The sequence below is a fragment of the Pseudomonas sp. C2B4 genome (genome assembly GCF_013359695.1).
Taxonomy (GTDB): Bacteria; Pseudomonadota; Gammaproteobacteria; order Pseudomonadales; family Pseudomonadaceae; genus Aquipseudomonas.
Genome location: NZ_JABFMU010000024.1, coordinates 56,373 through 80,675, shown reverse-complemented (window position 1 = coordinate 80,675; position 24,303 = coordinate 56,373). Strand labels below are relative to the sequence as shown.

General features: G+C 59.9%; 19 protein-coding genes. 11 read left to right on the top strand and 8 right to left on the bottom strand.

Features of this window, described 5'->3' with window-relative positions; genetic code table 11:
• Nucleotides 1–256 precede the first annotated feature (256 nt).
• Genes HNQ83_RS16880 through HNQ83_RS16870 form a run of 3 tightly spaced genes read right to left on the bottom strand, consistent with a single transcriptional unit; the run spans nucleotide 257 to nucleotide 3,546 of the window.
• A complete protein-coding gene (locus HNQ83_RS16880; RefSeq protein WP_175389970.1) occupies nucleotides 257–1,213 on the bottom strand; it encodes an HlyD family secretion protein in 957 nt (318 codons plus the stop codon).
• Between the two features lie 4 nt (nucleotides 1,214–1,217).
• Nucleotides 1,218–1,418 (bottom strand): DUF1656 domain-containing protein, encoded by a 201-nt coding sequence (locus HNQ83_RS16875; protein ID WP_137806150.1) that lies wholly within the window; start codon nucleotides 1,416–1,418, stop codon nucleotides 1,218–1,220.
• Nucleotides 1,408–3,546, bottom strand: coding sequence for an FUSC family protein (locus HNQ83_RS16870; RefSeq protein ID WP_175389969.1), 2,139 nt, complete (start codon nucleotides 3,544–3,546; stop codon nucleotides 1,408–1,410). The genes HNQ83_RS16875 and HNQ83_RS16870 overlap by 11 nt, the downstream gene beginning before the upstream one ends.
• Before the next feature lie 205 nt (nucleotides 3,547–3,751).
• On the opposite strand from HNQ83_RS16870, the gene HNQ83_RS16865 reads away from it, so the two are divergent.
• From HNQ83_RS16865 to HNQ83_RS16855, 3 genes are all read left to right on the top strand, one after another.
• Nucleotides 3,752–4,807: a tetratricopeptide repeat protein gene (locus tag HNQ83_RS16865; RefSeq protein ID WP_175389968.1), complete on the top strand. Its 1,056-nt coding sequence runs from the start codon at nucleotides 3,752–3,754 to the stop codon at nucleotides 4,805–4,807.
• Nucleotides 4,808–5,043: 236 nt separating this feature from the next.
• A complete protein-coding gene (locus HNQ83_RS16860; protein WP_175389967.1) occupies nucleotides 5,044–6,546 on the top strand; it encodes an ATPase domain-containing protein in 1,503 nt (500 codons plus the stop codon).
• The gene (locus HNQ83_RS16855; RefSeq protein WP_372241910.1) at nucleotides 6,546–8,213 is read left to right on the top strand and encodes an ATP-binding protein; all 1,668 of its coding nucleotides are present in this window, start codon (nucleotides 6,546–6,548) and stop codon (nucleotides 8,211–8,213) included. The genes HNQ83_RS16860 and HNQ83_RS16855 overlap by 1 nt, the downstream gene beginning before the upstream one ends.
• Before the next feature lie 174 nt (nucleotides 8,214–8,387).
• Here HNQ83_RS16855 and HNQ83_RS16850 read toward each other — a convergent pair whose 3' ends face one another.
• The 5 genes from HNQ83_RS16850 to HNQ83_RS16830 form a co-directional block, all read right to left on the bottom strand.
• Entirely contained in the window at nucleotides 8,388–8,765 is a 378-nt protein-coding gene (locus tag HNQ83_RS16850) for a response regulator (RefSeq protein ID WP_175389966.1), read from the bottom strand.
• A 77-nt stretch (nucleotides 8,766–8,842) separates the two neighbouring features.
• Complete coding sequence (locus HNQ83_RS16845) at nucleotides 8,843–10,024, bottom strand: hybrid sensor histidine kinase/response regulator (protein WP_175389965.1); 1,182 nt, start codon at nucleotides 10,022–10,024, stop codon at nucleotides 8,843–8,845.
• Nucleotides 10,018–10,611, bottom strand: coding sequence for a chemotaxis protein CheB (locus HNQ83_RS16840; protein WP_175389964.1), 594 nt, complete (start codon nucleotides 10,609–10,611; stop codon nucleotides 10,018–10,020). Before HNQ83_RS16840 ends, HNQ83_RS16845 begins: the two co-directional genes overlap by 7 nt.
• Nucleotides 10,608–11,423, bottom strand: coding sequence for a protein-glutamate O-methyltransferase CheR (locus HNQ83_RS16835; protein WP_175389963.1), 816 nt, complete (start codon nucleotides 11,421–11,423; stop codon nucleotides 10,608–10,610). The genes HNQ83_RS16840 and HNQ83_RS16835 overlap by 4 nt, the downstream gene beginning before the upstream one ends.
• A gap of 55 nt (nucleotides 11,424–11,478) precedes the next feature.
• The gene (locus HNQ83_RS16830) at nucleotides 11,479–14,970 is read right to left on the bottom strand and encodes a response regulator (RefSeq protein ID WP_175389962.1); all 3,492 of its coding nucleotides are present in this window, start codon (nucleotides 14,968–14,970) and stop codon (nucleotides 11,479–11,481) included.
• Nucleotides 14,971–15,218: 248 nt separating this feature from the next.
• Here HNQ83_RS16830 and HNQ83_RS16825 point away from each other — a divergent pair, with 248 nt between their 5' ends.
• The 8 genes from HNQ83_RS16825 (at nucleotide 15,219) to HNQ83_RS16790 (ending at nucleotide 24,251) form a co-directional block, all read left to right on the top strand.
• Nucleotides 15,219–15,584: a response regulator gene (locus tag HNQ83_RS16825; RefSeq protein WP_175389961.1), complete on the top strand. Its 366-nt coding sequence runs from the start codon at nucleotides 15,219–15,221 to the stop codon at nucleotides 15,582–15,584.
• A gap of 67 nt (nucleotides 15,585–15,651) precedes the next feature.
• Nucleotides 15,652–16,953 (top strand): glycosyltransferase, encoded by a 1,302-nt coding sequence (locus tag HNQ83_RS16820; protein WP_175389960.1) that lies wholly within the window; start codon nucleotides 15,652–15,654, stop codon nucleotides 16,951–16,953.
• 70 nt (nucleotides 16,954–17,023) lie between these two features.
• Nucleotides 17,024–17,929, top strand: coding sequence for an AraC family transcriptional regulator (locus tag HNQ83_RS16815; RefSeq protein ID WP_175389959.1), 906 nt, complete (start codon nucleotides 17,024–17,026; stop codon nucleotides 17,927–17,929).
• A 343-nt stretch (nucleotides 17,930–18,272) separates the two neighbouring features.
• On the top strand, nucleotides 18,273–19,583 hold the full coding sequence (locus HNQ83_RS16810; protein ID WP_175389958.1) for a sugar ABC transporter substrate-binding protein: 1,311 nt from the start codon (nucleotides 18,273–18,275) through the stop codon (nucleotides 19,581–19,583).
• Nucleotides 19,584–19,729: 146 nt separating this feature from the next.
• Complete coding sequence (locus HNQ83_RS16805; protein WP_175389957.1) at nucleotides 19,730–20,656, top strand: carbohydrate ABC transporter permease; 927 nt, start codon at nucleotides 19,730–19,732, stop codon at nucleotides 20,654–20,656.
• An 8-nt stretch (nucleotides 20,657–20,664) separates the two neighbouring features.
• Entirely contained in the window at nucleotides 20,665–21,495 is an 831-nt protein-coding gene (locus tag HNQ83_RS16800; RefSeq protein WP_175389956.1) for a carbohydrate ABC transporter permease, read from the top strand.
• A 164-nt stretch (nucleotides 21,496–21,659) separates the two neighbouring features.
• Nucleotides 21,660–22,763: an ABC transporter ATP-binding protein gene (locus HNQ83_RS16795; RefSeq protein WP_175389955.1), complete on the top strand. Its 1,104-nt coding sequence runs from the start codon at nucleotides 21,660–21,662 to the stop codon at nucleotides 22,761–22,763.
• A gap of 15 nt (nucleotides 22,764–22,778) precedes the next feature.
• Nucleotides 22,779–24,251: a mannitol dehydrogenase family protein gene (locus HNQ83_RS16790; RefSeq protein ID WP_175389954.1), complete on the top strand. Its 1,473-nt coding sequence runs from the start codon at nucleotides 22,779–22,781 to the stop codon at nucleotides 24,249–24,251.
• Nucleotides 24,252–24,303: the final 52 nt, after the last annotated feature.

The window sequence follows — 24,303 nt, the reverse complement described above, 5'->3', positions numbered from 1 at the left end:
GAGATGATCTGTTCGACACACATTCAGTGTGGGAGCGAGCCTGCTCGCGAAGAGGTCATCACATCCAACATCAATGCTGACTGACCCACCGCTTTCGCGAGCAGGCTCGCTCCCACAGGGAATTTTTGCTGATTGGAGATGATCTGTTCGACACACATTCAGTGTGGGAGCGAGCCTGCTCGCGAAGAGGCCATCACAATCAACATCGATGGTGACTGTCCCACCGCATTCGCGAGCAGGCTCGCTCCTACAGGGATTATTGTTGTTTCCGGGTTTCCTGGACGGTCACGGTGGCCGTTGTCCCGGCACGCAGTTTGTCTTTGCCGTCATAGTCGGCATCGATCTTTATCCGCACCGGCACCCGCTGCGCCAGTTTGACCCAGGTGTAACTGGGATTGATGTTGGCCAGCAATCGGCCGCCGGGGAGGTTTTCGCGGTCGGCGATGGCAAAGGCGATGCTTTGCACGGTGCCGCCAAAGCGTTCGCCGCTCATCAATTCGATATCGACCCGGTCACCCTCCCCGATTCGCGGCAGTTTGGTTTCTTCGAAGTAGCCACTGACATAGAACGAATCGCTGTCCACCAACGCCACCAACGGGCCACCCGCCGTGGCGTAATCGCCCTGCCGGGTCAGCAGGTTGGTGACGTAGCCGCTGACCGGCGATTCGACCCGGGTGCGCTCCAGGTCGTGCTCGGCCTCGGCCAGTGCGGCGATGGCCAGTTGCACGTTAGCCTGGGCAAACCCCAGGTTGGCCTGGTTGCGCAGCAAGTCGGCCTGGGCCACCGATACATCGGTGCTGGATTTCTCCCACTCTTCACCGGAGATCGCCGAGCGCTCCTTGAGGGTCCGGCGGCGGCGTTCCTCACTCTGACGCTGACGAAGCAGCGCCTGGCTGGCGACGATGGTGGCTTCCGATTGTCCCAGCGCGGCCTTCGCCACCTCCACCGAACGCTTGGCATGACCCACTGCCAGGGCATACCGCGAGGGGTCGATTTCCAGCAGCAACTGGCCCTTCTCCACGTGCTGGTTATCCTGCACGCCGAGGTTGACGATGCGTCCCCCGACATCCGCAGACAAGGTCACCACATCGGCACGCACCCGTGCGTCCCGGGTCCAGGGCGCGCGGGTGTAATGCTCCCAGGCAAACCAGCCGAGCACGAAGGCCAACACGACCACCGCCAGGGTAGTGAGATGGGCAAGGATCTTCTTCAAGGCATCAGGCTCCCATCACCAGAATCAACGTCGCGCACACGCAGGCGTACAACGCGCCTTCAAACAAGGCTTCATGCCAGACGAACTGCAACACGCCAAGGCGCCGCAGGATCCAGTCCAGCACCAGGAAAATCGGCAACCCCAGCAACAGCGCCTGGGCAATCGGCGGCAGGTAGACCCCGCCTATTTCCAGATCAATGGGCAAGGCTCGGTACTCCGTGCTGCGTAATGGCGGGTTCGAAGTGGCGACGGTGGCGCTCCAGGAACGACACCACGATCAACAAGGCCACGCGCATGCGAAACACCGACCACAGGTGTTCATGGACGCTGGAGTGCAATGCATCCAGTTCGTCGCCCAAGGCGTGCAGGCTGTCGAGCACGGGGTCCACTTCACTGTCGGGCCGCCCGGCGATCAGCCGCCCGGTCTGGCGAACCGTGTCGAACAGCCGGGTTTGGGTCTGCGTACTCAGCAACGGATTGTTCTGCCCCTGCTGCCTGAGCTGGTTCAAGGCGATGCCCAGCGCCAGGCAGCCAAGGCTGACCTCAAACAGGTCGCGCGCCCGTTTGTCCTGGATCGCGGGCAACAGCCCCAGCATCATGGTCAGGCGGTCGACCATGCGGCTCTCGAAGGCAAACTGGTTTTCATCGGTGGCCGGCACTTTCAGCAAGGCATGGACCTGCTCGCAATTTTCCTGATGCAACCGGCGAATGCGCAGTACGGGCCGGAATGGGAAGATCAAGGCATACACACTTAGCGCCAGCGCAGCCGCGCAGGTGTAGGCCCCGGCGAACTCGAACCACTGAATCGCGGTGTTCTGCCCCAACCCGGTGTTTTGCGGCCCCAGCAAAAGAAACGTCGACAGCCCCAGGCCAATCCCCGTGCCAGTGGTGGGTGGACTGGACAACCCCACCGCGACGCAATACAGCAAGGGCGCCAGCAACAACGCCAACAACTCGAAACTGCTGATCATCGGCACCAGCCCAAACTGCAGCACCGCCGACACCACCAACGCCAGCCCCAAGCCCCGGGCATAGCTTTGGGCCGCCAGCAGCGGTCGGGGAAACGTCGCCATCAGCGAGCAGAGAATCCCCGCCACGATCATTCCGCCTCGAGCGCCGTCCCAACCGGTTTCGATCCAGATCAGGCCCGCGACCATCAGGGCGCAGTACGCGCGGATGGCGTTCATCGCCGCCAGGGTGAAATCCAGGTGCAATGGGTTGGCTTTACCGCGATACATGCTGCTGGCCTTGCGTCCGCTCTGGATCGCATCGCTCAATTCCAGAATCGTTTCCAACTGCTGGAGCATTCGCGCCTGCTCCCAACGCAATGACCATGACAGCGAGCGCAAGGTGGCTTTCAAGGGTTCGACCAATTGCTCCGAACGGTACGCCAGTGCATCGAAACGCTGCTGCAACGCCGCAAACTGGCGCCGCTGATCGCTGGACAGCGCACGCCCCTGCCGGGCCAACTCATCGAGAAAAACCAGCTCCTCGGTCAGCAACTGCTGTATTTCCGCCGGGATTTCGCCTTCCCAGCGTTCGAGCAGCAATTCGCGTTGATGGCGCAACGCGGTCAGCCGCGCCGTGAGTAACAACAGTTGGTTACCGAGCAATTGCACCAGGTCGTCGGCACTGCGCAAGCGCGGCGCGTCGTAATACAAATGCCGGCGTACCCCCTCCAATGCGCTGATCTGACCCAACAGCTGCATTTGTCGATGGTGGAAGTCCGCCTCGCTTTCCTCAGTGCGAATGACGGCGCTGGCGTGGGTTGCCAGCAGCTTGATCACCTGATCGATTCGGGTGAAGTAATCCTTGGCCACGGCTTCCGGGCGTGCGGTCAGCAGGCTGACGACACAGACACAGGCAACCGCCAGCAGCGTCTCGGTCACGCGGGTGACGGCGAGCAGAAAGGTGCCGTCCTGATCGGGCACCGCCAGCAGCCCCACCACCACCGCCGTATAGCCGCTGAGCACAAACGCCTGGGAACTGGTGTAGCGCAACAAGGTGCCACCGGCGGTACACAGCGCCAGCCACAGGCACAAGGTAATCAGGAAAGGCACCGGGGCCTGGGGGAAAATCGCCATGATCACCACGGCCACAATCGCCCCCACCGTGGTGCCGATGACCTGACCAAAACTGCGGGCCAGCGTCATGCCTGCCAGCGGCTGGCTGACGATGACCACGGCCATGATCGACCATTTGGGCTGTTCAAGATCGAAAATGAAGGCCAGGTACAGAGTCAACAGCCCGGCCGCAATGGTTCTCAAGGCAAACAGCAGCACCCCGCGACTGGGGTGGATGATGGCCTTGAAATATTGCAACAGCGCTTGCATGGGGAACGCTCTTTGGCGGTTATCCAGCAAGCGTAGTCACTGCTTCAGAGCATCGACAGGTTTCAGCGTCGACGGCCCCTGGCAGCCAATGCCTGGACACTTTTCGATAGCCGTAGCCAGCGACAAGCCGAGTCCGGGTTTGACTCACAGCCCCGCCTGACCGAAGCTGCTCACTTTGCAAAAGCTGCCAGCTTCCGGATTCTGCATGCCCCAGTCCCGCCGTTACCTGCTTATCAGCCTCTGTGTCCTGCTCGTCATAGGCCTTGCGTGGTTTTTCATGCACAGCACAACCCCAGAGGTGCCAGAGGCGATCAAACGCGGCTACAGCGAAGCGCTGGCCCGAGCCCGCGCGGGTCAACCCGGTGCGGCCCGGGTGCTTTACCAGCAGCTGGCCCGCCCGGATATTTCCCCCAAGCGACGCGTCTGGCTGCATGCCGAACTGCCCAACTACCCCAGCTCCGTGGCGCTGAAACTGGCGGATGCGGATTTGCAACATGAAGCGCCGGAAGTCCGCATCGCGGCGATCAAAAGCATCGGCGGCCTGGTGCCCAGCGGTCAGCGCAGTCTGTTGCTGGGGCCGTTGCTCGATGACAGCGATCAAAGCGTCCGGCTGGCGGCGGTCAATGCGTTGCTGGGGTTGTCGCCGGATGACCTTGGCTTGTACTTCGGGCCGCTGGAGCAAGCCATCGACACCTGGCAGCAGGAGCTCAAAAGCGCCCCGGAAAGCGCCGACAACCACTATCAGCTGGCCCGCCTGTATTTGCACAACGCCGAATTGAAAGAGGCGCAACAGGAACTCGACCAGACCTTGAGCCTGGCGCCGGACAATCTTCCAGCGCTGGTGATGCAGATCGAGGTGCTGGACCGCCAGGGCCAGAGTGACGCGGCGCGTCAACTATTGGCCAAACAACTGAAGGCCCAGCCCGATTCGGCTTACTTGCAACACGCCCTGGGGCTTTGGTTGCTGCATCACGGACAAAGCGAATTCGCCCTGCTCGGCCTGTCCAAGGCCGTGGAACTGGAGCCGGACAACAAGGATTACCGCTATGACCTGGCCACCACGCTGCACGGTGAACAGGAGCTGGAGGCGGCGCAAAAGCAGTTGCAGGAAATCGTCCAGCGCCACCCCAATGATCGCAAGGCGCGGGTGCTGCTGATCAATTACTGGAAGGAAAGCGGGCAACTGCAGAACGTGCAGATTCTGCTGGCGCAGCTTGAACAGCAGAATCCCGACGATCCGGCCCTCCAACAGGGGCTTTAACGCCAAATAGTGTTGGAGCGAGCCTGCTCGCGATGGTCGTGAACGTTGACGCGGGTTGCCTGATGCCCCGCGGCGTCCACGCATCCATCGCGAGCAGGCTCGCTCCTACAGGTCTGCAAACACATCTCGGTACAAAAGTTTGAACGCTCATCTCGACCAAAGGTCAAGTGAACAGGCGGCCCATTTCGGCCCAAAGCCCCCGCTGCCTCGTTCCCCTGATCAAGAGAGGGCATTTTTTGTCTATATCCAACGAGTTCATCAGCGCAAAAGCCGCCACCGGGATTGAAGGCCTGGATGACATCCTCGATGGCGGGCTGTCCCGTGGCCATGTGTTCCTGCTCGAAGGCGAACCGGGAACCGGCAAGACCACGGTCGCCCTTCACTTCCTTTTGGCCGGTGCCCGAGCCGGCGAACGCTGTTTGTACATCACCTTGTCCGAAACCGAGCGCGAGCTGCGTCAGGGCGCCAGATCCCACGGCTGGGAGCTTTCCGACAACGTCCATATCTTCGAACTGACACCCCCGGAAAACCTGCTCAATGCCGAGCACCAGCAGACATTGCTGTACTCGTCCGACCTTGAATTGGGCGAAGCCACCAAGCAGATCTTCGAAGTGGTCGAACGGGTCAAGCCGACGCGCGTCGTCCTCGACAGCCTGTCCGAGATCCGCTTGCTGGCGCAAAGCTCCCTGCGCTATCGCCGGCAGATCCTCGCGATCAAGCACTACTTTGTGCGTTACGACGCCACGGTCCTGCTGCTGGACGACCTGACCACCGAATCCCTCGACAAGACCGTACACAGCGTGGCCCACGGGGTGATTCGCCTGGAGGAACTGACGCCCAACTACGGCGCCGAACGACGGCGTATCCGGGTGGTGAAGTACCGGGGTCAGAAATACCGGGGCGGTTTTCATGACTTCACCATCATGGGCGATGGCGTGCATGTGTTCCCGCGCCTGGTGGCGGCCGAACACCGGGGCGCCTACCTGCGACAGCAATTGACCAGTGGCATCCCGGAAATGGACGCCTTGCTGGGCGGCGGCATCGAGACGGGGTCGAGCACCTTGATCCTCGGCCCGGCCGGCACCGGCAAATCCCTGATCTCGATGATTTTCGCCACCGCCGCCGTGGCCCGGGGTGAAAAAGCTGCCTTGTTCATTTTCGACGAAGAGCTGGGATTGCTGTTCGAGCGCATGAAACACCTGGGGATCGACCTGCAGGCGCTGCAAGACACCGGCAACCTGCTGATCGAGCAAGTGGATGCCGCCGAACTGTCCCCTGGCGAGTTTTCCCACCGGGTACGACGCTGCGTGGACGGGGGCGATATCAAGACCGTGGTGATTGACAGTATCAACGGCTATCAGGCGGCAATGCCCGAAGAAAATGCCCTGGTGCTGCACATGCACGAGTTGCTGCTGTACCTCAACCGCAAGGGGGCCGCCACGTTCATGACCGTCGCCCAACATGGATTGGTCGGCGACATGCAGGCCCCGGTGGACATTACCTACCTGGCCGATACCGTCATCCTGCTGCGTTACTTCGAAGCACTGGGCAAGGTGCGCCGGGCCATCTCGATCATCAAGAAGCGGACCGGCAGCCATGAATCGACCATACGCGAATACCGGATCGGGTCGCGGGGCATGACCATCGGTGAACCGCTGGAAGCCTTCCAGGGCGTACTGCGCGGGGTGCCCACCTATCTGGGTGCAGGCACGCCCTTGCTCTCGGATGAATATCCGTGATTGTCCAAAAAGGGACGTCCGAGCGCGCCATCATCCTCGCGCCGCTGGGCCGCGACAGTCAGATTGCGTTGATGCTGCTCAACGAAGCGGGGTTCGACGGGGTCATCAGCGGCGATCTGCGCGGACTGTGCAACGAGCTGGAACAAGGCGCAGGCTTGCTGCTGGTGTCCTGCGAAGCCTTGCTGGGCCGGGACCTTGAACCGCTGATCAAACTGATCGAACAGCAACCGGCCTGGTCCGACCTGCCGATCGTGCTGCTGACGCACCATGGCGGCCCGGAACAAAACCCGACCTCAGGTTTCGGCGCGCAACTGGGCAACGTGACGTTCCTTGAACGCCCGTTTCATCCGGTGACTTTGATCAGTCTGGTGAGCACGGCTTTGCGCGGTCGTCGACGACAGTACGAAGCCAGGGATCGGCTGATCGACTTGAGCCAAAGCGAGCTGCGCCTGCAAAACACCCTGGAAACCCTGGAGCAGCAAGTGGAAGAGCGCACCGCCCAGTTGCGCCACAACGAAGAGGTGTTGCGCCAGTCGCAGAAAATGGAAGCGGTCGGCCAACTCACCGGCGGTATCGCCCACGACTTCAACAATATGCTGACCGGCATCATCGGCAGCCTGGAGTTGTTGCGCCGGCGCCTGGCCCGAGGGCGCCTGGATGATCTGGACAGCCTGATCGACCTCGGCGTGACTTCCGCCAATCGCGCGGCGGGCCTGACGCACCGCCTGCTGGCCTTTTCCCGGCGACAGTCGCTGGACTCCAAACCTGTGGAACTCAATACCCTGGTGGTGTCCATGGGCGAATTGCTCAAACGCAGCATCGACGAACGCATTCGCCTGGACATGCAATTGAACGAGCCATTGTGGGTGGCGGAAGCCGACCCCAATCAACTGGAAAGCGCCCTGCTCAACCTGGTGATCAATGCCCGTGACGCCATGCCAGATGGCGGCGATCTGGTGGTGAAAACTTCGAACCGCTACCTGGACGCAGACTTCACCCAACCCCATAGCAATCTCGATCCCGGCGATTACGTCATGCTCAGCGTGACCGACACAGGCTGTGGCATGCCGCAAAGCACCATCAACCGCGCCTTCGATCCATTCTTCACCACCAAGCCGATCGGCCAGGGCACGGGGTTGGGTCTGTCGATGATCTACGGCTTCAGCAAGCAATCGGGCGGTCACGTTGCCATTCAAAGCCAGGTGGGCGAAGGCACGACGGTCAGTCTGTTCCTGCCCCGCTACCTGGGCGATGTACCGCAGGGCCAACCGGTGGAAAGCCTGCACCCGCCGATTGCCCGCAACGGCGAAACGGTGCTGATCGTCGAGGATGATCCGGCCGTGCGGGTATTGGTCAGCACCGTGCTGAGCGAACTGGGCTATGGCTTTGTCGAGGCCGGCGACGCGGACAGTGCGATGCCGATTCTCGATTCGGGGCAACGTATCGACCTGATGATCAGCGACGTCGGGCTCCCCGGCATGAATGGCCGGCAATTGGCGGAGATCGGCCGGCAGTACCGGCCTGACCTCAAGGTGTTGTTCATCACCGGCTACGCGGAACACGCGGCGGTGCGCGGGGGGTTCCTGGATCCGGGCATGCAGATGATCACCAAGCCGTTCACGTTCGACCTGTTGACGGCGAAGGTGCGGGAGATGATCCGGGTTTGATGCGCTCCTATGGGGTTATGGGCTAATACAAACTCAACAAACACCAGAAACCCTGTGGAAGCGGGCCTGCCCGCGATAGCGGTGTCTCAGGCAATGGAGAGGGTGAAGCTGCCGGCCTCATCGCGGGCAAGCCCGCTCCCACAGTGCCTGCGTCGCTCAACAGACATACAGTCGTTACGACAGCAAGTCCTGCATGATGTCCTGCAACACATCCAGGTCGAACGGTTTTTCCAGGATCGGCGCCTTGAGCGTGATCGGGCTGCCGGTCTCGCGGATTTCCCTGGCATAGCCGCTGATGAAAATCACCTTGAGGTCCGGTCGCAGCTTGACCGCCGGTTCGGCGATTTGCACGCCGGAGATGCCGCCAGGCAACCGGTAGTCGGTGATCAACATATCCAGGTGAGGCTTGCTGGCGAGGATCTCGAAAGCCTGCTCGCCATTTTCCGCCTGTAGCACACGATACCCCTGCCCCGACAAGTAGTCGGTCAGCACCATCAGGATAACCGGCTCGTCCTCGACGACGAGTACTACGTCTTGTGCATCTTCACTCATGGGAAGCCTTTGTTCGGTCAATTGCTGCTGATACGACCCCGGGGTCGATCAGAGGTTGCGTTTTTCGGGCTGTTTTCCTACAGCGGCAGACAAACGCGAAACAGGGCGCCTTCGCCAATCCGGCTTTCGACGGTAATGGAACCGCCATGGGCGGTCACTATCTGTTCGGAAATAAACAATCCCAGGCCCAATCCGGCGACGGCATGCTTGGCCGAAACCCGCTCGAATTGCTGGAAAATCCGTTGCTGGTTTTCTTCACTGATGCCTATTCCGTAATCACGGACGTCCACCCGTGCCTGACCGTTCTCACTGTACACCTTCACCTGAATCGGGCTCTTGGCACCGTAGCGCAAGGCGTTGGTCAGCAGGTTGGAAATCACCTGTTCTATGCGAAATTCATCCCAGTTACCGATCACCGGTTGTTCGGCTTCAAGGGAAACCGAAGCTTCGGCGGCTTCGATCTGCTGCGAAAAATTCTGCAACAAAGCGCGAACCAGCACTGACAGATCAAAGCAGGTCGGCCGGATCGACAGCTTGCCGGTGCGGATGCGCGACACATCAAGCATGTCTTCGATCAACCGGATCAGGCTTTTGATCTGCCGTTCATCGCGGTCGACCATGGCGTGCATTTTATCGAGGGTAAACGCGGCAGCATTATCCCGGGCCAGGTGCATCTTGCGCAGTTGGGTTTCGAGTATCAGGCCATTGAGCGGTGTACGCACTTCGTGGGCGACGATGGACATGAAATCATCGCGCATGCGCACCGCCTGCTCCAGCTCCAGCTGCGTGCTCTGCAGCTTCGCCAGCAATGCCTCCTGCTCGCGCCGGCTCTGCTCCAGCGCCTCGACCTGCAGTTTCATGGCCTCTCTCTGACGATACAACTCGACAAACACATTGACCTTGCTCTTGACCGCATGGATGTCCAGCGGCTTGTGCAGGAAGTCCACGGCACCGCTTTCATAGCCCTTGAACGCATAGTTCAGTTCGCGGCCGGCGGCGCTGACGAACACGATCGGGATGTTCTTGGTCTTTTCCGTGCCCCGCATCAGCTCGGCCAGTTCAAAGCCGTTCATGCCGGGCATCTGCACATCGAGAATGGCCATGGCGAATTCGTGCTGCAACAGCAGCGACAAGGCTTCGTCCGCTGATTGCGCCTTGTAGACGGTACGGTCTTCGCGCTTGATCAGCGCTTCAAGTGCCAACAGATTCTCCGGCAGATCGTCGACGATCAGCAGTTTGGCCTGGATATTACTTAGCATGCGATTCGTTCCAGCTCGACAAGCAGACGGCCGATGCCGCGGACAGGGAGAATGTGGTCGGGTTGATGAAGATCCAGCGCCGCCTGGGGCATGGTCGCGACCTGGGCCTCGTCCGGGTCCTGCACGATGGTCACGCCGCCATGGCGTTTGACCTGCGCCAGGCCATAGGCACCGTCGCGATTGGCGCCGGTCAGCAATACCGCGGCCAGGTTCGGGCCGTAGGCATCGGCAGCGGATTCGAACAGGTAGTCAATGGCGGGCCGCGAGTAATGCACGCGGTCTTCCAGGCTCAGGGAAAAGCTGCGATCGCGTTCCACCGACAAGTGATAACCGGGCGTAGCGAAATACAGGGTTCCGCCTAAAATCGGCGTTTTGTCGCCCGCTTCCACTACCGGCAAGGCAACCCGCCGAGCGAAGACGTCCACCAACTGGCTGCGGCGTTCGTTCGGCAGATGCAGCACAACGATGATCGGCAAGACGAAACCTTCGCGCAGCGGGCCAAGAATACTCAGCAGCGCTTCTACGCCACCGGCCGAGGCGCCGATCACGATCGCTTCTATGGAAGGTAAATCTGCTGCTTTGTTCATGATTTGCGGTAGATCCGTTCCTGTTTGACCAACGGCTCGAACTGATTGCCGAAGGCCGAAAAATCCGGGGTTTCCTTGCTGCCCAGCACCAGAAAACCACGGTGGCACAGCGACTCGTGAAACAAGCCGAACGCACGATCCTGAAGTCTTTTATTGAAGTAAATCAATACGTTACGACATGAAATTAATTGGGTTTCTGAAAACACGCTATCAGTGGCCAGGCTGTGATCGGCGAAGGTCACGTTCTCGCACAACGACTTGTCGAAAATCGCGTAACCATAGGCCGCCGTGTAGTAATCGGCGAACGAACGCTGGCCACCGGCCTGCTGGTAGTTAGAAGTGTAGGCGCGGACATTCTCCATGGAGAAAATCCCTTGCTTGGCTTTCTCCAGGGAGCGCGGATTGATGTCGGTGGCATAGATGATGGTGCGATCGAGCAGGCCTTCCTCGCGCAGCAAAATGGCCATCGAATAGACTTCTTCGCCCGTACTGCAACCGGCGATCCAGATCTTGATCGACGGGTAGGTCTTGAGAATCGGCACCACCTCCCGGCGAATCGCCAGGAAGTGCGAGGGGTCACGGAACATTTCGCTGACCGGAATCGTCAGCAACTGCAGCAACTGCATGAACGCGGACGGATCGTGCAGGACCTTTTCCTGAAGGGCCGAAATGGTGCCGCATTCGAATTGGCTCAACGCGTGGCTTACCCGGCGCTTGATGGACGCGCCGGAGTAATCGCGAAAATCGTAGCTGTACTTGAGGTAGATAGCCTCGATCAGCAAACGCAGTTCGATTTCGCTGTTCTTTTCCACTAAAGACTTTCCACTAAAGACTTTCCACTAAAAGCGTTCCACTAGAGGCTTTCCATTAGATACGTTCCATTTTCGGCAGCCACACCCGAATCAGCGAAAACAGCCGGTCCAGGTCGATGGGCTTGGCCAGGTAATCATTGGCGCCCGCGTGCAGGCAACGCTCCTGATCGTCCTTCATGGCCTTGGCCGTCACTGCAATGATCGGCAGCTTGCGCCAGCGCGGGTCCTTGCGGATTTCGAGGGTAGCTTCGAAACCGTCCATCTCCGGCATCATCACGTCCATCAACACCAGATCGATGTCTTCGACTTCATTCAATCGATCAATCGCTTCACGACCATTTCGGCCAATGACCACCACGGCACCTTTTTGCTCCAGCGCACTGGTCAGGGCGAAGATATTGCGCACATCGTCGTCCACCAGCAGCACCTTTCGCCCCTCGAACACCTTGTCGCGGCTGCGGGCGGTCTTGAGCATCTTCTGCCGGTCATGGGACAGCCGGGATTCGACTTTGTGCAAAAAGAGTGTCACTTCATCCAGCAAACGCTCGGGCGAGCGCGCGCCCTTGATGATGATCGACCGTGAATACCGGCGCAGTTCAGCCTCTTCGTCCCGGGTCAGGTTGCGCCCGGTGTAGACAATGACCGGCGGGAACGAACAGATTTCCTCGGTGGACATGCGCTTGAGCAGGTCGCCGCCGAGCATGTCCGGCAGTTTGAGGTCGATGATCATGCAGTCGAAAATCGTCGTGCGCAGCAGGTCCAGCGCTTCCTGGGCAAAGCCGACTGCAGTGATTTCGATGTCATCGTCGCCGATCAACCGGGAAATGCTGTCGCGCTGCAAGTCATCGTCTTCCACCAGCAGCACCCGTTTGACCTTCTGGGTCAACTTGGCTTCCAGCCGGGCAAACACGTCCTTGAGCTCCTCGCGGGTCGTCGGCTTGACCGCATACCCCACGGCCCCCATGTGCATCGCCGCTTCTACCCGGTCTTCGACCGAAATCACATGCACCGGGATGTGCCGGGTCTCGGCGTGCTCCTTCAGGCGTTGCAACACGGTCAACCCGGAATGGTCCGGCAGGCGCATGTCCAGCAGGATCGCATCGGGAATGAATTGCCGCGCCAGGTCGTAGCCTTCGTCGGCCCCGTGGGCCACCAGGCACTGATAACCCAATTCATGGGCGAGGTCGTAGAGGATGTGCGCAAAGTTAGCCTCGTCCTCCACCACCAGGATGCAGCGAGTGGTGAACGGCGCCTTGGCGCGATCATCGTTGAACCGCGGAATATCCACTTCGGCGATCAATGGCTTCAACACGGGAGCCACGTCGTTGGCTGCCGACACCGCCGGCGGCGCGCGCATCGGTTCGACGGGGTCTTCACCCGGCTCAACGTAGGCTTGCGGCAACACCAGCGTAAACACGCTGCCCTGCCCCGGCGTGCTCGACACACTGATGGAACCGCCGAGCAATGCCGCCAGGTCGCGGGAAATCGACAGGCCCAGCCCGGTGCCGCCATAACGGCGATTGGTGGTGCCGTCGGCCTGGCGGAAGGCCTCGAAAATGCTTTCCTGCTGGTCGTCGGCAATGCCGATCCCGGAGTCGCGGACAATAAAGGCAATGCCGGCATTCGGTGCCGCGGTAACGCTCAGGCTGACAGTGCCTTTCTCGGTGAACTTCACTGCGTTGGACAACAGGTTCTTGACCACCTGCTCCAGGCGCTGGCGATCGGTGAACATCATGATCGGTGCACCGTCCTGCATCTCGACGTGGAACTGCAACTGCTTGTCCGCCGCCAGGGGTTCGAACATCCCGCGCAAACCGTCCACCAGACGCTCCACGCTGGTGTTCTCCGGGCGGATCTCCAGTTTGCCGGCCTCGACCTTGGAGATATCGAGGATGTCGTTGATCAGGTTGAGCAAGTCGTTGCCGGCGGAGTAGATCGACTCGGCAAACTTGACCTGCTCGGCGCTGAGGTTTTCCTGGGGGTTTTCCGCGAGCAACTTGGCCAGGATCAGCGAACTGTTCAATGGCGTGCGCAGTTCGTGGGACATGTTGGCGAGGAATTCGGACTTGTATTTGCTCGAGCGCTGCAACTCTTCGGCGCGTTCTTCGAGCTGGGCCTGAGCCTGATTGAGTTCAGTGTTCTTGAGGTCCATGGCGTCGCGCTGCTCGGCCAGAATCTCGGCCTGCTCAGCCAGTTGCTCGTTGGTCTGCTCCAGCTCGACCTGTTGCGTTTCCAGGTGTGCCTGGGATTCCTTGAGGATCCGCGACTGTTCTTCGAGTTCTTCGTTGGCGGTCTTGAGTTCTTCCTGCTGCACCTGCAGCTCTTCATTGAGTTGCTGGGTTTCAGCCAGGACTTCCTGCAAGCGCTGGCGATAGCGTGCAGCCTCGATGGCGGTGCCGATGTTGCCGGCGATCAGTTCAAGCAGTTCCATGTCACGGGCGTCCAAGGGACGCAAAAAGCCCAGTTCGATGACGCCGTTGACCCGTTCATCGTCGCTGGTCGGTACCACCAGCACGCTGCGCGGTAGACCTTCGCCGAGGCCCGAACTGACTTTGAAATAGTCACCGGGGACATCATCGAGACGAATCAGCCGCGCTTGCTGCGCCACCTGGCCGACGATGCCTTCATCGCTGTAAATCTGTTGTTCGCGCTCCTCCTGCTCGCGGGACATGCCGTACGCCGCCACGCGCTTGAGCCCACCGTGCTCCTCACGAACATAAATAGCCGCCACTGCGCTGCCGAGATACTGCGCACAAAACTGCAGAATGTTGCGCCCCAGCAAGTTCAGGGACAATTGCCCGAGCATTTGCTCGGCCAATTCGGTCTGGCCATTGCGCAGCCAGGCCTGGCGTTCCAGGCGATCGGCGCCGGCCTGTTGCTTGGCCAGGTTGGCGCCGTACTGCTGCGACAGGTTGATCAGATCACGACGGCCAATGTAGGCCAGCAAGCCGCTGATCGCGGCAATGAACACGAGATAAAGGGCAATGCTCCAGATCGTCGTGCGACGCACTTCCTCATTGCGCGCCGCACGCAACTGTTGCTCCATGTCGATCACGTCTTCGAACTGCTTGCGCACCTCGTCGGTCAGGCGCTTGCCCTGCCCGGCCTTGACCGCGCTGCGAAAATCGCCACTGGATCGCTGCAAGTCGATCATGGTTTTCGCGTAAGCGGCCCACTCCTGCTGCAAGCCTTGCAACCGATGCAGGCGGTCAGTCTGGATCGGATTGTCGGCGGTCAACTCAAGCAGGGTATTGAGCACGACCGCGATTCGCGGCTTGGCGGTTTCGTAGGGTTCAAGAAATTTTTCATCGCCACTGAGCAGGAAACCCCGCATGCCGGTTTCCAGATCGACCGTCAGCTTGACCGCCTCATTGGCGTTATTGATCACCCGGTCCGTGTGCTCGACCCACTGGATCGTCGACAACAGGTACGTGATCAGCGACACGAAAAAAACCGCGCTGATGACGCCGACACCCAGCGGCAGACTGATGTTGCGGCTCAGGAGTTTACGGAATCGTTGCTCATCCACCGAAGACACAGAGGTCATAGTCAAGCCTTGTTGAACGGGTGAAAAACAAGGAGTTTGCCCCAAAAATGGCGCATCCATCCATTTTTCTGACAGGTTTCCACGCAAAGTCCTACATTCAACTGCTCCCGCGCCAATGGACCGGTTATGCTTTCCACTATTCTTTTATAGCGCGTCGGGAACTTGTCGGGAGCCGGCACTTACTCATGAATTAGGGTCGGCGATTACGTTCGGCCGGCGACCGCCCATCCACTGTCGAGTACACCATTATGTCCGCCAACGCCTCCACCATTCTGGTTGTCGAAGACGACTCCATCGTACGCATGTTGATTATCGATGTGCTGGAGGAGTTGGAGTTCAATGTGCTGGAGGCCGACGGCAGTGAGCAGGCACTGGAAATCCTCAAGGACCTGAACCGGCACATCGACCTGATGATGACCGACGTCGGCCTGCCGATCATGGACGGACGGGAACTGGCCAATGCGGCGCGTTCGCTGCGTCCTGCCCTGCCGATCCTGTTTGCCAGCGGCTATGCCGAAAGCATCGAAGTGCCTCCGGGGATGCATGTCATTGGCAAGCCGTTTTCCATTGATCAGTTGCGGGACAAGGTCAAGGGTATCCTGGAGATATCCTGATAGCCGCTGTGGTTTAATCTCGCCCCTCTTTTACCCTCCTTTTGTCCGTTTCAAGGAATGTCCGTTCATGAGTCAAGCCCACGCAACCAAAGTCCTGGTCATTGGTTACGTCTGGCCCGAGCCCCGCTCTTCGGCGGCCAGCGGGCATGTGATGCAAATCCTTGAAGCGCTTCTACAACGGGGCTGGGACGTCACCTTCAGCAGTCCGGCCGGCTATGGCGAGCACCGCGTCGACCTGTCGACCCTGGGCATTCGCGAAGTGCCAATCGAGTTGAACTGCAGCAGTTTCGACAGCTTCATCAGCGAACTGGCTCCCGACATCGTGCTGTTCGATCAATTCATGATGGAGGAACAGTTTGGCTGGCGGGTCGAGAAATATTGCCCCGATGCGTTGCGCGTGCTCGAAAGTTGCGACCTGCAAAGTCTGCGGCACGGACGGCATCAACGGCTGAAGGAGCGGTTGAAGGCCAGTGATGACAACAATGACTTTGCCGGGCTGTTCGCCCCGGCGATGCGCGAAGAATTCGAGCATATGGCCGATACCGATCTGGCCAAACGGGAGATCGCTGCATTTTATCGTTGCGACTTGACGCTGATGGTTTCCGAAGTGGAGATCGAAATACTGGTCCAACAGTTCAAATTTCCGCGTGACCTGCTGCACTGGTGCCCGTTGATGGTCGATCTGCCGAATACTGCACCCGTGCCGTTCGAAGACCGCGCGCACTTTCTGCATATCGGCAACTTCCGCCATGCGCCCAACTGGGACGCGGTGCTCTGGTTGAAAACCGCCATCTGGCCGCTGATCCGCCAGCAACTGCCCGGGGCTCAGCTGCACATTTATGGCGCCTACACGCCGCCCAAGGCGACTGCCCTGCACAACCCGGCCCAGGGGTTCCATGTGATGAACTGGGCGGAAGATGCGCTGCAAGTGATGTCCGCGGCCCGGGTGTGCATGGCGCCGTTGCGTTTCGGCGCAGGGGTCAAAGGCAAGATTGTCGATGCGATGCTCTGCGGCACGCCCAATGTGACGACGCCCGTGGGTGCAGAAGCGATGCACGGCGAAGAGCCTTGGCCGGGTGCGATCACCCAATCGGCCCAGGCGTTCGCCGATCACGCCGTGCAACTCCATCAAGACAAGAGCCTTTGGCTTGAGGCGCAGTCCCATGGATTGCAGCTGTTGGCCAATCGTTACCAGCAAGCCGTCCATGGCCCGGCGCTGATTGCCCGCCTTGAGCATTGCCTGCAACATCTGCCCGCGATCAGGCGGGATAACTTCACCGGCAGCATGCTTCGTCATCATCAGCACAAGAGCACCCAATACATGGCGCAATGGATCGAAGCCAAGAACCGCGTCAAGGAAGAAGCCTGACCTCACACTGGCATTGATTGCCCCGAACGAGGCATGATCAAAGGTGCAATAACAAGAAAAGCGTGCCGACATGACCCGTACCGCCAGAGTGACCGACCCCTCCTACGAGCTGATGGACGACCACAACGGGTTGTCCATCATCTATCGCCAGCATGGATTCCCCTGCCCCCTGGTACGTTGGCACTTCCACAAGGAATACGAACTGCACCTGATCGTCGCCAGCTCCGGCAAGGTCTTCATTGGCGACTACATCGGCAACTTCTACCCCGAAACCCTGTTTCTCACCGGCCCCAACCTGCCCCACAACTGGATCAGCCAGGTGGCCGAGGACGAGGTGGTGGAAAAGCGTGACATGCTGGTCAATTTCACCGACGAATTGTTCGACAGCGGCTACCAGGTATTCGCCGAACTCAAGACCCTGGCACCGCTGCTGGAGCGGGCGCAGTACGGCATCGAGTTTCGCTGCAAGGCTACCCTCCGCAAGGCGATGGATCTGATGCAGCTCATCGCCGATACCACAGGGGTCACCCGCCTCGGCCACTTTTTCATCCTGCTGGAACTGCTGGCGGCGTGCGACGACTACCAGCTGCTGTCCGGCGCAACCACACCGCAACTGGCGGACGAGCACAACATCGACCGCACCAACCGGGCGGTGGATTACATCTTCGCTCACTACGCCCGGGACTTGACGCTGGAGGAAGTCGCCGAGCACCTGGGCATGAAGCCGACCTATTTCAGCCGGGTGTTCAAGCAGGCCACGGGGCGTAACTTCATCGAGTTCGTCAACCGCCTGCGCATCAGCAAGTCCTGCGAGTTACTGGCCGATGGCGACAAGCCGGTGACCGATGTTTGCTTCGAGTCGGGGTTCAACAACATTTCCAATTTCAATCGGCGCTTCCAGCAGCTCAAGGGCATGACGCCGACCCACTATCGGCGTTTGGTGGTGCAGCGGTTGACCGAACAAAACCTGAGCTAAGCACAACACTGTGGGAGCGAGCCTGCTCGCGAAGGCGGTCTGTCAGACGACACTGATGTCGACTGAACTACCGCTTTCGCGAGCAGGCTCGCTCCCACAGGTTATGACCTGTTTTCACGAGTGAAACCTGTACGTATTCGATATCGCCCCATCGCTGAAAAGCCCTTCTCTGTGTTAACCGCCCCCAACCCCAGTGCAAAAAAGTATCAATCCAAGTGCGATGGATGATTTGTCTCGCCCCCAATTGAAGGCTGTAATCAGCGCACATTCTTCCTGCCGTCGGAAGACACAAAAACAATAACTGTCCTTCTGTATCCCGCCGGGTGCAGAAAAGGAGTGCACGATGCAACCTTCTGTAAAAGCTCTGCTCGCCCTCACCTGCATGACCCTCAGCAGCGTCAGCCTTGGCGCCCAGACCCTGACCATTGCCACCGTCAACAACAGCGACATGATCCGCATGCAAAAGCTCTCGAAAACCTTCGAAGCCGAGCATCCGGAGATCAAGCTCAATTGGGTGGTGCTTGAAGAAAACGTCTTGCGTCAACGCCTGACCACCGACATCGCGACCCAGGGCGGACAGTTCGACGTGCTGACCATCGGCATGTACGAAGCGGCACTGTGGGGCGCCAAGGGTTGGCTGGAGCCGATGAAGGATTTGCCCGCCAGCTATGCCCTCGACGATGTGTTCCCTTCGGTGCGTGAAGGCCTGTCGGTCAAGGGTTCGCTGTATGCGCTGCCGTTCTACGCCGAAAGCTCGATCACCTATTACCGCACCGACCTGTTCAAGGACGCCGGCCTGACCATGCCCGAACGTCCGACCTGGACCCAGATCGGCGAATTCGCCAGCAAACTCACCCATAAGGATAAGGAACAGTACGGCATCTGCCTGCGCGGCAAGGCCGGCTGGGGCGAGAACATGGCGTTGATCACCACCGTCGCCAATGCCTATGGCGCACGCTGGTTCGATGAGCAATGGAAGCCTGAATTCAGCGGTCCGGAATGGAAAAACGCGCTGAACTTCTACGTCGACACCATGAAGCAATCCGGCCCGCCGGGCGCGTCGAGCAACGGTTTCAACGAAAACCTGGCGCTGTTCAACAGCGGCAAGTGCGCGATCTGGGTCGACGCCAGCGTGGCCGGCTCGTTCGTCACCGACAAGACCCAGAGCAAGGTCAGCGATCACGTTGGCTTCACCTACGCGCCCCATGAAACCACCGACAAAGGTTCGGCCTGGTTGTACTCCTGGGCACTGGCGATCCCGACCAGCTCCAAGGCCAAGGACGCGGCGAAGACGTTCAGCGCCTGGGCTACATCCAAAGAGTACGGCGAACTGGTCGCCAAGACCGACGGTATCGCCAACGTACCGCCCGGCACCCGGGCCTCGACCTACAGCGAGGCGTATATGAATGCCGCGCCGTTCGCCAAGGTCACCCTGGAATCGCTCAAGGCGGCGGACCCAGGCAAGCCGACCGCCAAGCCCGTGCCCTACATCGGCATCCAGTTGGTGACCATTCCCGAGTTCCAGGCCGTCGGCACCCAGGTCGGCAAACTGTTCTCGGCCGCATTGATCGGACAGACCACGGATGAGCAGGCCTTGGCCGCCGCCCAGCAAACCACCGAACGCGAGATGAAGCGCGCGGGTTATCCCAAGTAACTCACACCATCCCCTGTGGGAGCGAGCCTGCTCGCGAAAGCGGTGTTCCAGTCGCAGAAGATGTATCGGATGTACCGGCCTCTTCGCGAGCAGGCTCGCTCCCACAGTGAGTCTTCACTTGTCTGTTCCCTATCGGTTTTAACGCCATGACTACTTCAACTGCCAAAGCCCACATGGACATCTCCCAACCGCTGCGCAAAAGCCGGTTGACCAACCCCGGCTGGTTTCTGGTCAGCCCTTCGGTGGCGTTACTGTTGTTATGGATGATCGTGCCGCTGGGCATGACCGTTTATTTCTCGATGATCCGCTACAACCTGCTCTACCCCGGCGAAAATGAATTCGTGGGGCTGGAGAACTTCACCTATTTCCTGACCGACTCCGGTTTCATGCCCGGCGCCACCAACACCTTGTTGCTGGTGGGCAGCGTGCTGCTGATCAGCGTCGTGCTGGGGGTGTTGATCAGCGCGTTGCTGGAGGCCAGTGAGTTTCTCGGTCGCGGCATCGTGCGGGTCATGTTGATCTCGCCGTTCTTCATCATGCCCACCGTCGGTGCGCTGATCTGGAAGAACCTGATTTTCCATCCGGTGTCCGGAATCCTCGCCTACGTCTGGAAACTGTTCGGCGCCCAGCCCGTGGACTGGCTGGCGCACTACCCGCTGCTGTCGATCATCATCATTGTCTCGTGGCAATGGCTGCCCTTCGCGATCCTGATCCTGATGACCGCCATGCAGTCCCTCGACCAGGAACAGAAAGAAGCCGCGCGCCTGGACGGTGCCGGACCCATCGCGATTTTCTGGCACCTGACCTTGCCGCACCTGGCACGGCCGATTGCGGTGGTGGTGATGATCGAAACCATCTTCCTGCTCTCGGTGTTCGCCGAAATCTTCACCACCACCAACGGCGGCCCCGGTTACGCCTCGACCAACCTCGCCTACCTGATCTACAACCAGGCGCTGGTGCAGTTCGACGTCGGCATGGCCTCGGCGGGTGGTTTGATTGCGGTGGTGATCGCCAATATCGCGGCCATCGTGCTGGTGCGGATGATCGGCAAAAACCTGACAGATAAAGCCTGAGGCCTGCCATGACTCTTCAACAATCCCGTCGCCTGCAAAGCCTGCTGCTGGGCACCCTGGCCTGGGCCATCGCCATCCTGATTTTCTTCCCGATCTTCTGGATGGTGCTGACCAGTTTCAAAACCGAAATCGATGCGTTCGCCACGCCACCGCAGTTCATCTTCACCCCGACGCTGGAGAACTACCTGCACATCAACGAGCGCAGCGATTACTTCAGTTTCGCCTGGAACTCGGTGGTGATTTCCTTCAGCGCCACGGCTTTGTGCCTGCTGATCGCGGTGCCGGCGGCCTACTCCATGGCGTTCTACGAAACCCAACGCACCAAGGGCACGCTGCTGTGGATGCTCTCCACCAAGATGCTGCCGCCGGTGGGTGTACTGATGCCGATCTACCTGCTGGCCAAGAGCTTCGGCCTGCTCGACACGCGCCTCGCGCTGATCGTGATCTACACCCTAATCAACCTGCCGATCGTGGTCTGGATGGTTTACACCTACTTCAAGGACATCCCCAAGGACATCCTTGAAGCAGCCCGCCTCGACGGAGCCACGCTGTGGCAGGAAATGGTCCGGGTACTGCTGCCGATCGCCAAGGGCGGCCTGGCCTCCACCGTGCTGCTGTCGCTGATCCTGTGCTGGAACGAAGCGTTCTGGTCGCTGAACCTCACCTCATCGAAAGCTGCGCCGCTGACCGCCTTGATTGCCTCGTATTCGAGTCCAGAAGGTTTGTTCTGGGCCAAGTTGTCGGCGGTCTCGACCCTGGCCTGCGCGCCGATCCTGATCTTCGGCTGGATCAGCCAGAAACAGCTGGTGCGCGGTTTGTCGTTTGGTGCCGTGAAATGAAGATCGATAACCCCATGCGATCCCTGTGGGAGCGAGCCTGCTCGCGAAAGCGGTGGGTCAGCCCGCATGGGTGTTGGAGCTGATGGCCTCTTCGCGAGCAGGCTCGCTCCCACAAAAAATCTATCCGGTTCAACCCGAATAAAAACAAATGGAGGCCCATCACCATGGCCAACCTGAAAATCAAGAATCTGCAAAAAGGCTTCGAAGGCTTTTCCATCATCAAAGGCATCGACCTTGAAGTAAACGACAAGGAATTCGTGGTTTTCGTCGGCCCCTCGGGTTGCGGCAAATCCACGCTGCTGCGCCTGATCGCCGGCCTTGAAGAAGTCAGCGGCGGGACCATCGAACTCGATGGCCGCGACATCACCGAAGTCAGCCCGGCCAAGCGCGACCTGGCGATGGTGTTCCAGACCTATGCCCTGTACCCGCACATGAGCGTGCGCAAGAACATGTCGTTCGCCCTCGATCTGGCGGGCGTGCCCAAAGCCGAAGTCGAGAAAAAAGTGGGCGAAGCGGCACGCATCCTCGAACTGGGGCCGATGCTGGAGCGCAAACCCAAGCAACTGTCCGGCGGTCAGCGTCAGCGCGTGGCGATCGGTCGCGCCATCGTGCGCAACCCGAAAATCTTCCTGTTCGATGAACCCCTGTCGAACCTCGACGCGGCGTTGCGGGTGCAGATGCGCCTGGAACTGCTGCGCCTGCACAAAGAGCTGAAAGCGACGATGATCTACGTCACCCACGATCAGGTCGAAGCCATGACCATGGCCGACAAGGTTGTGGTGCTCAATGGCGGCAAAATCGAGCAGGTGGGCTCGCCTCTGGATCTGTATCACCACCCGGCCAACCTGTTTGTCGCGGGCTTTCTGGGCACACCGAAAATGGGCTTTCTCAAGGGCAGTGTCACCCGCGTCGACAGTCAGGGCTGCGAGGTCGCGCTGGAAGCCGGCACCCGCATCACTTTGCCGTTGAGCGGCGCTAACCTGAGCGCCGGCAGCGCGGTGACCTTAGGGATTCGCCCGGAACATCTGGAGCTGGCCAAACCCGGAGACTGCACCTTGCAGGTCACCGCCGACGTCAGCGAGCGCCTGGGCAGCGACACCTTCTGCCACGTACGCACGGCCTCCGGTGAAGCCCTGACCCTGCGCGTGCGTGGCGATCTGGCCAGCCGTTACGGCCAAACCCTGAGCCTGCACCTGGATGCCGCGCACTGCCATTTGTTCGATGCCAACGGCGTGGCCCTGGCCCGCCCGTTGCGCGCTGCCGCCTGACTTCAGAGAGCCTGTATGAAACTCAACAAACAAAACCTCAACCGCCTCGCCCCCGAGGTGGTGCTGCCCTCCTACACCCTGAGCGACACCCGCCAGGGCATCGCCCACATCGGCGTCGGCGGCTTCCATCGCGCGCATCAGGCGTATTACACCGATGCCTTGATGAACACCGGTGAAGGCCTCGATTGGGCCATCTGCGGCGTTGGCCTGCGTGCCGAAGACCGTCGCGCCCGGGACGACCTGAAAGAACAGGACTGCCTGTTCACCCTGTTCGAACTGGGTGATACCGATGACACCGAAGTCCGGGTCATCGGCGCCATCCGCGACATGCTGCTGGCCGAAGACAGTCCCCAGGCGCTGATCGACAAACTCGCCGACCCGCAGATCCGCATCGTCTCGCTGACCATCACCGAAGGCGGTTACTGCATCGATGACAGCAGCGGCGAGTTCATGGCCCACCTGCCACAGATCCAGCACGACCTGATCAATCCTGACGCCCCGAAAACCGTGTTCGGTTTCCTCTGTGCCGCACTGGCCAGGCGCCGGGCCACGGGGACGCCGGCGTTTACCCTGATGTCCTGCGATAACCTGCCGCACAACGGCGCGGTGACCCGCAAGGCGCTACTGGCCTTCGCCGCGCTGCGGGATGTCGAACTGCGGGACTGGATCGAGCGTCACGTCAGCTTTCCCAACGCCATGGTCGACCGCATCACGCCGATGACCAGCACTGAACATCGCCTGCAACTGGCGGACAAACATAGCGTGGACGACGCCTGGCCTGTGGTTTGCGAGCCTTTTGTGCAATGGGTGCTGGAGGACAAATTCGTCAATGGCCGCCCCGCCTGGGAAAAGGTCGGCGTGCAGTTCACCGACAACGTCACGCCATACGAAGAGATGAAGATCAAGTTGCTCAACGGCAGTCATCTGGCGCTGACGTACCTGGGTTTTTTGAAAGGCTATCGCTTCGTCCATGACACCATGAACGACCCGCTGTTCGTGCGCTACATGCGCGCCTACATGGACCTCGACGTCACACCGCAACTGTCGCCAGTGCCGGGGATCGACCTGTCCGCGTACAAGGACACGCTAGTGGCGCGCTTTTCCAATCAGGCGATTGCCGATCAACTGGAACGTGTGTGTTCGGATGGTTCGTCGAAGTTTCCCAAGTTCACCGTTCCCACGATCAACCGCTTGATCGCCGATGGCCGGGACACCAAACGGGCGGCATTGGTCGTGGCGGCTTGGGCCTTGTATTTGAAAGGCGTGGATGAGAATGGCGACACCTATTCGATTCCCGATCCGCGAGCGGCGTTCTGTCAGGCATTGGTGGCCGATGATGCGTTGATCAGCCAGCGCTTGCTGGGGATCGAGGAGATTTTTGGTACGGCGATACCGCGTTCGGCGGAGTTTGTCGCAGCGTTTGAGTGGTGCTGCGACAGTTTGCGGGAGGTGGGGGTGACGCGGACGTTGGAGCGGGTGCTGGCTTAAACACGGCAGTGAATGAAATGCCGTCTTCGCGAGCAGGCTCGCTCCCACAGTC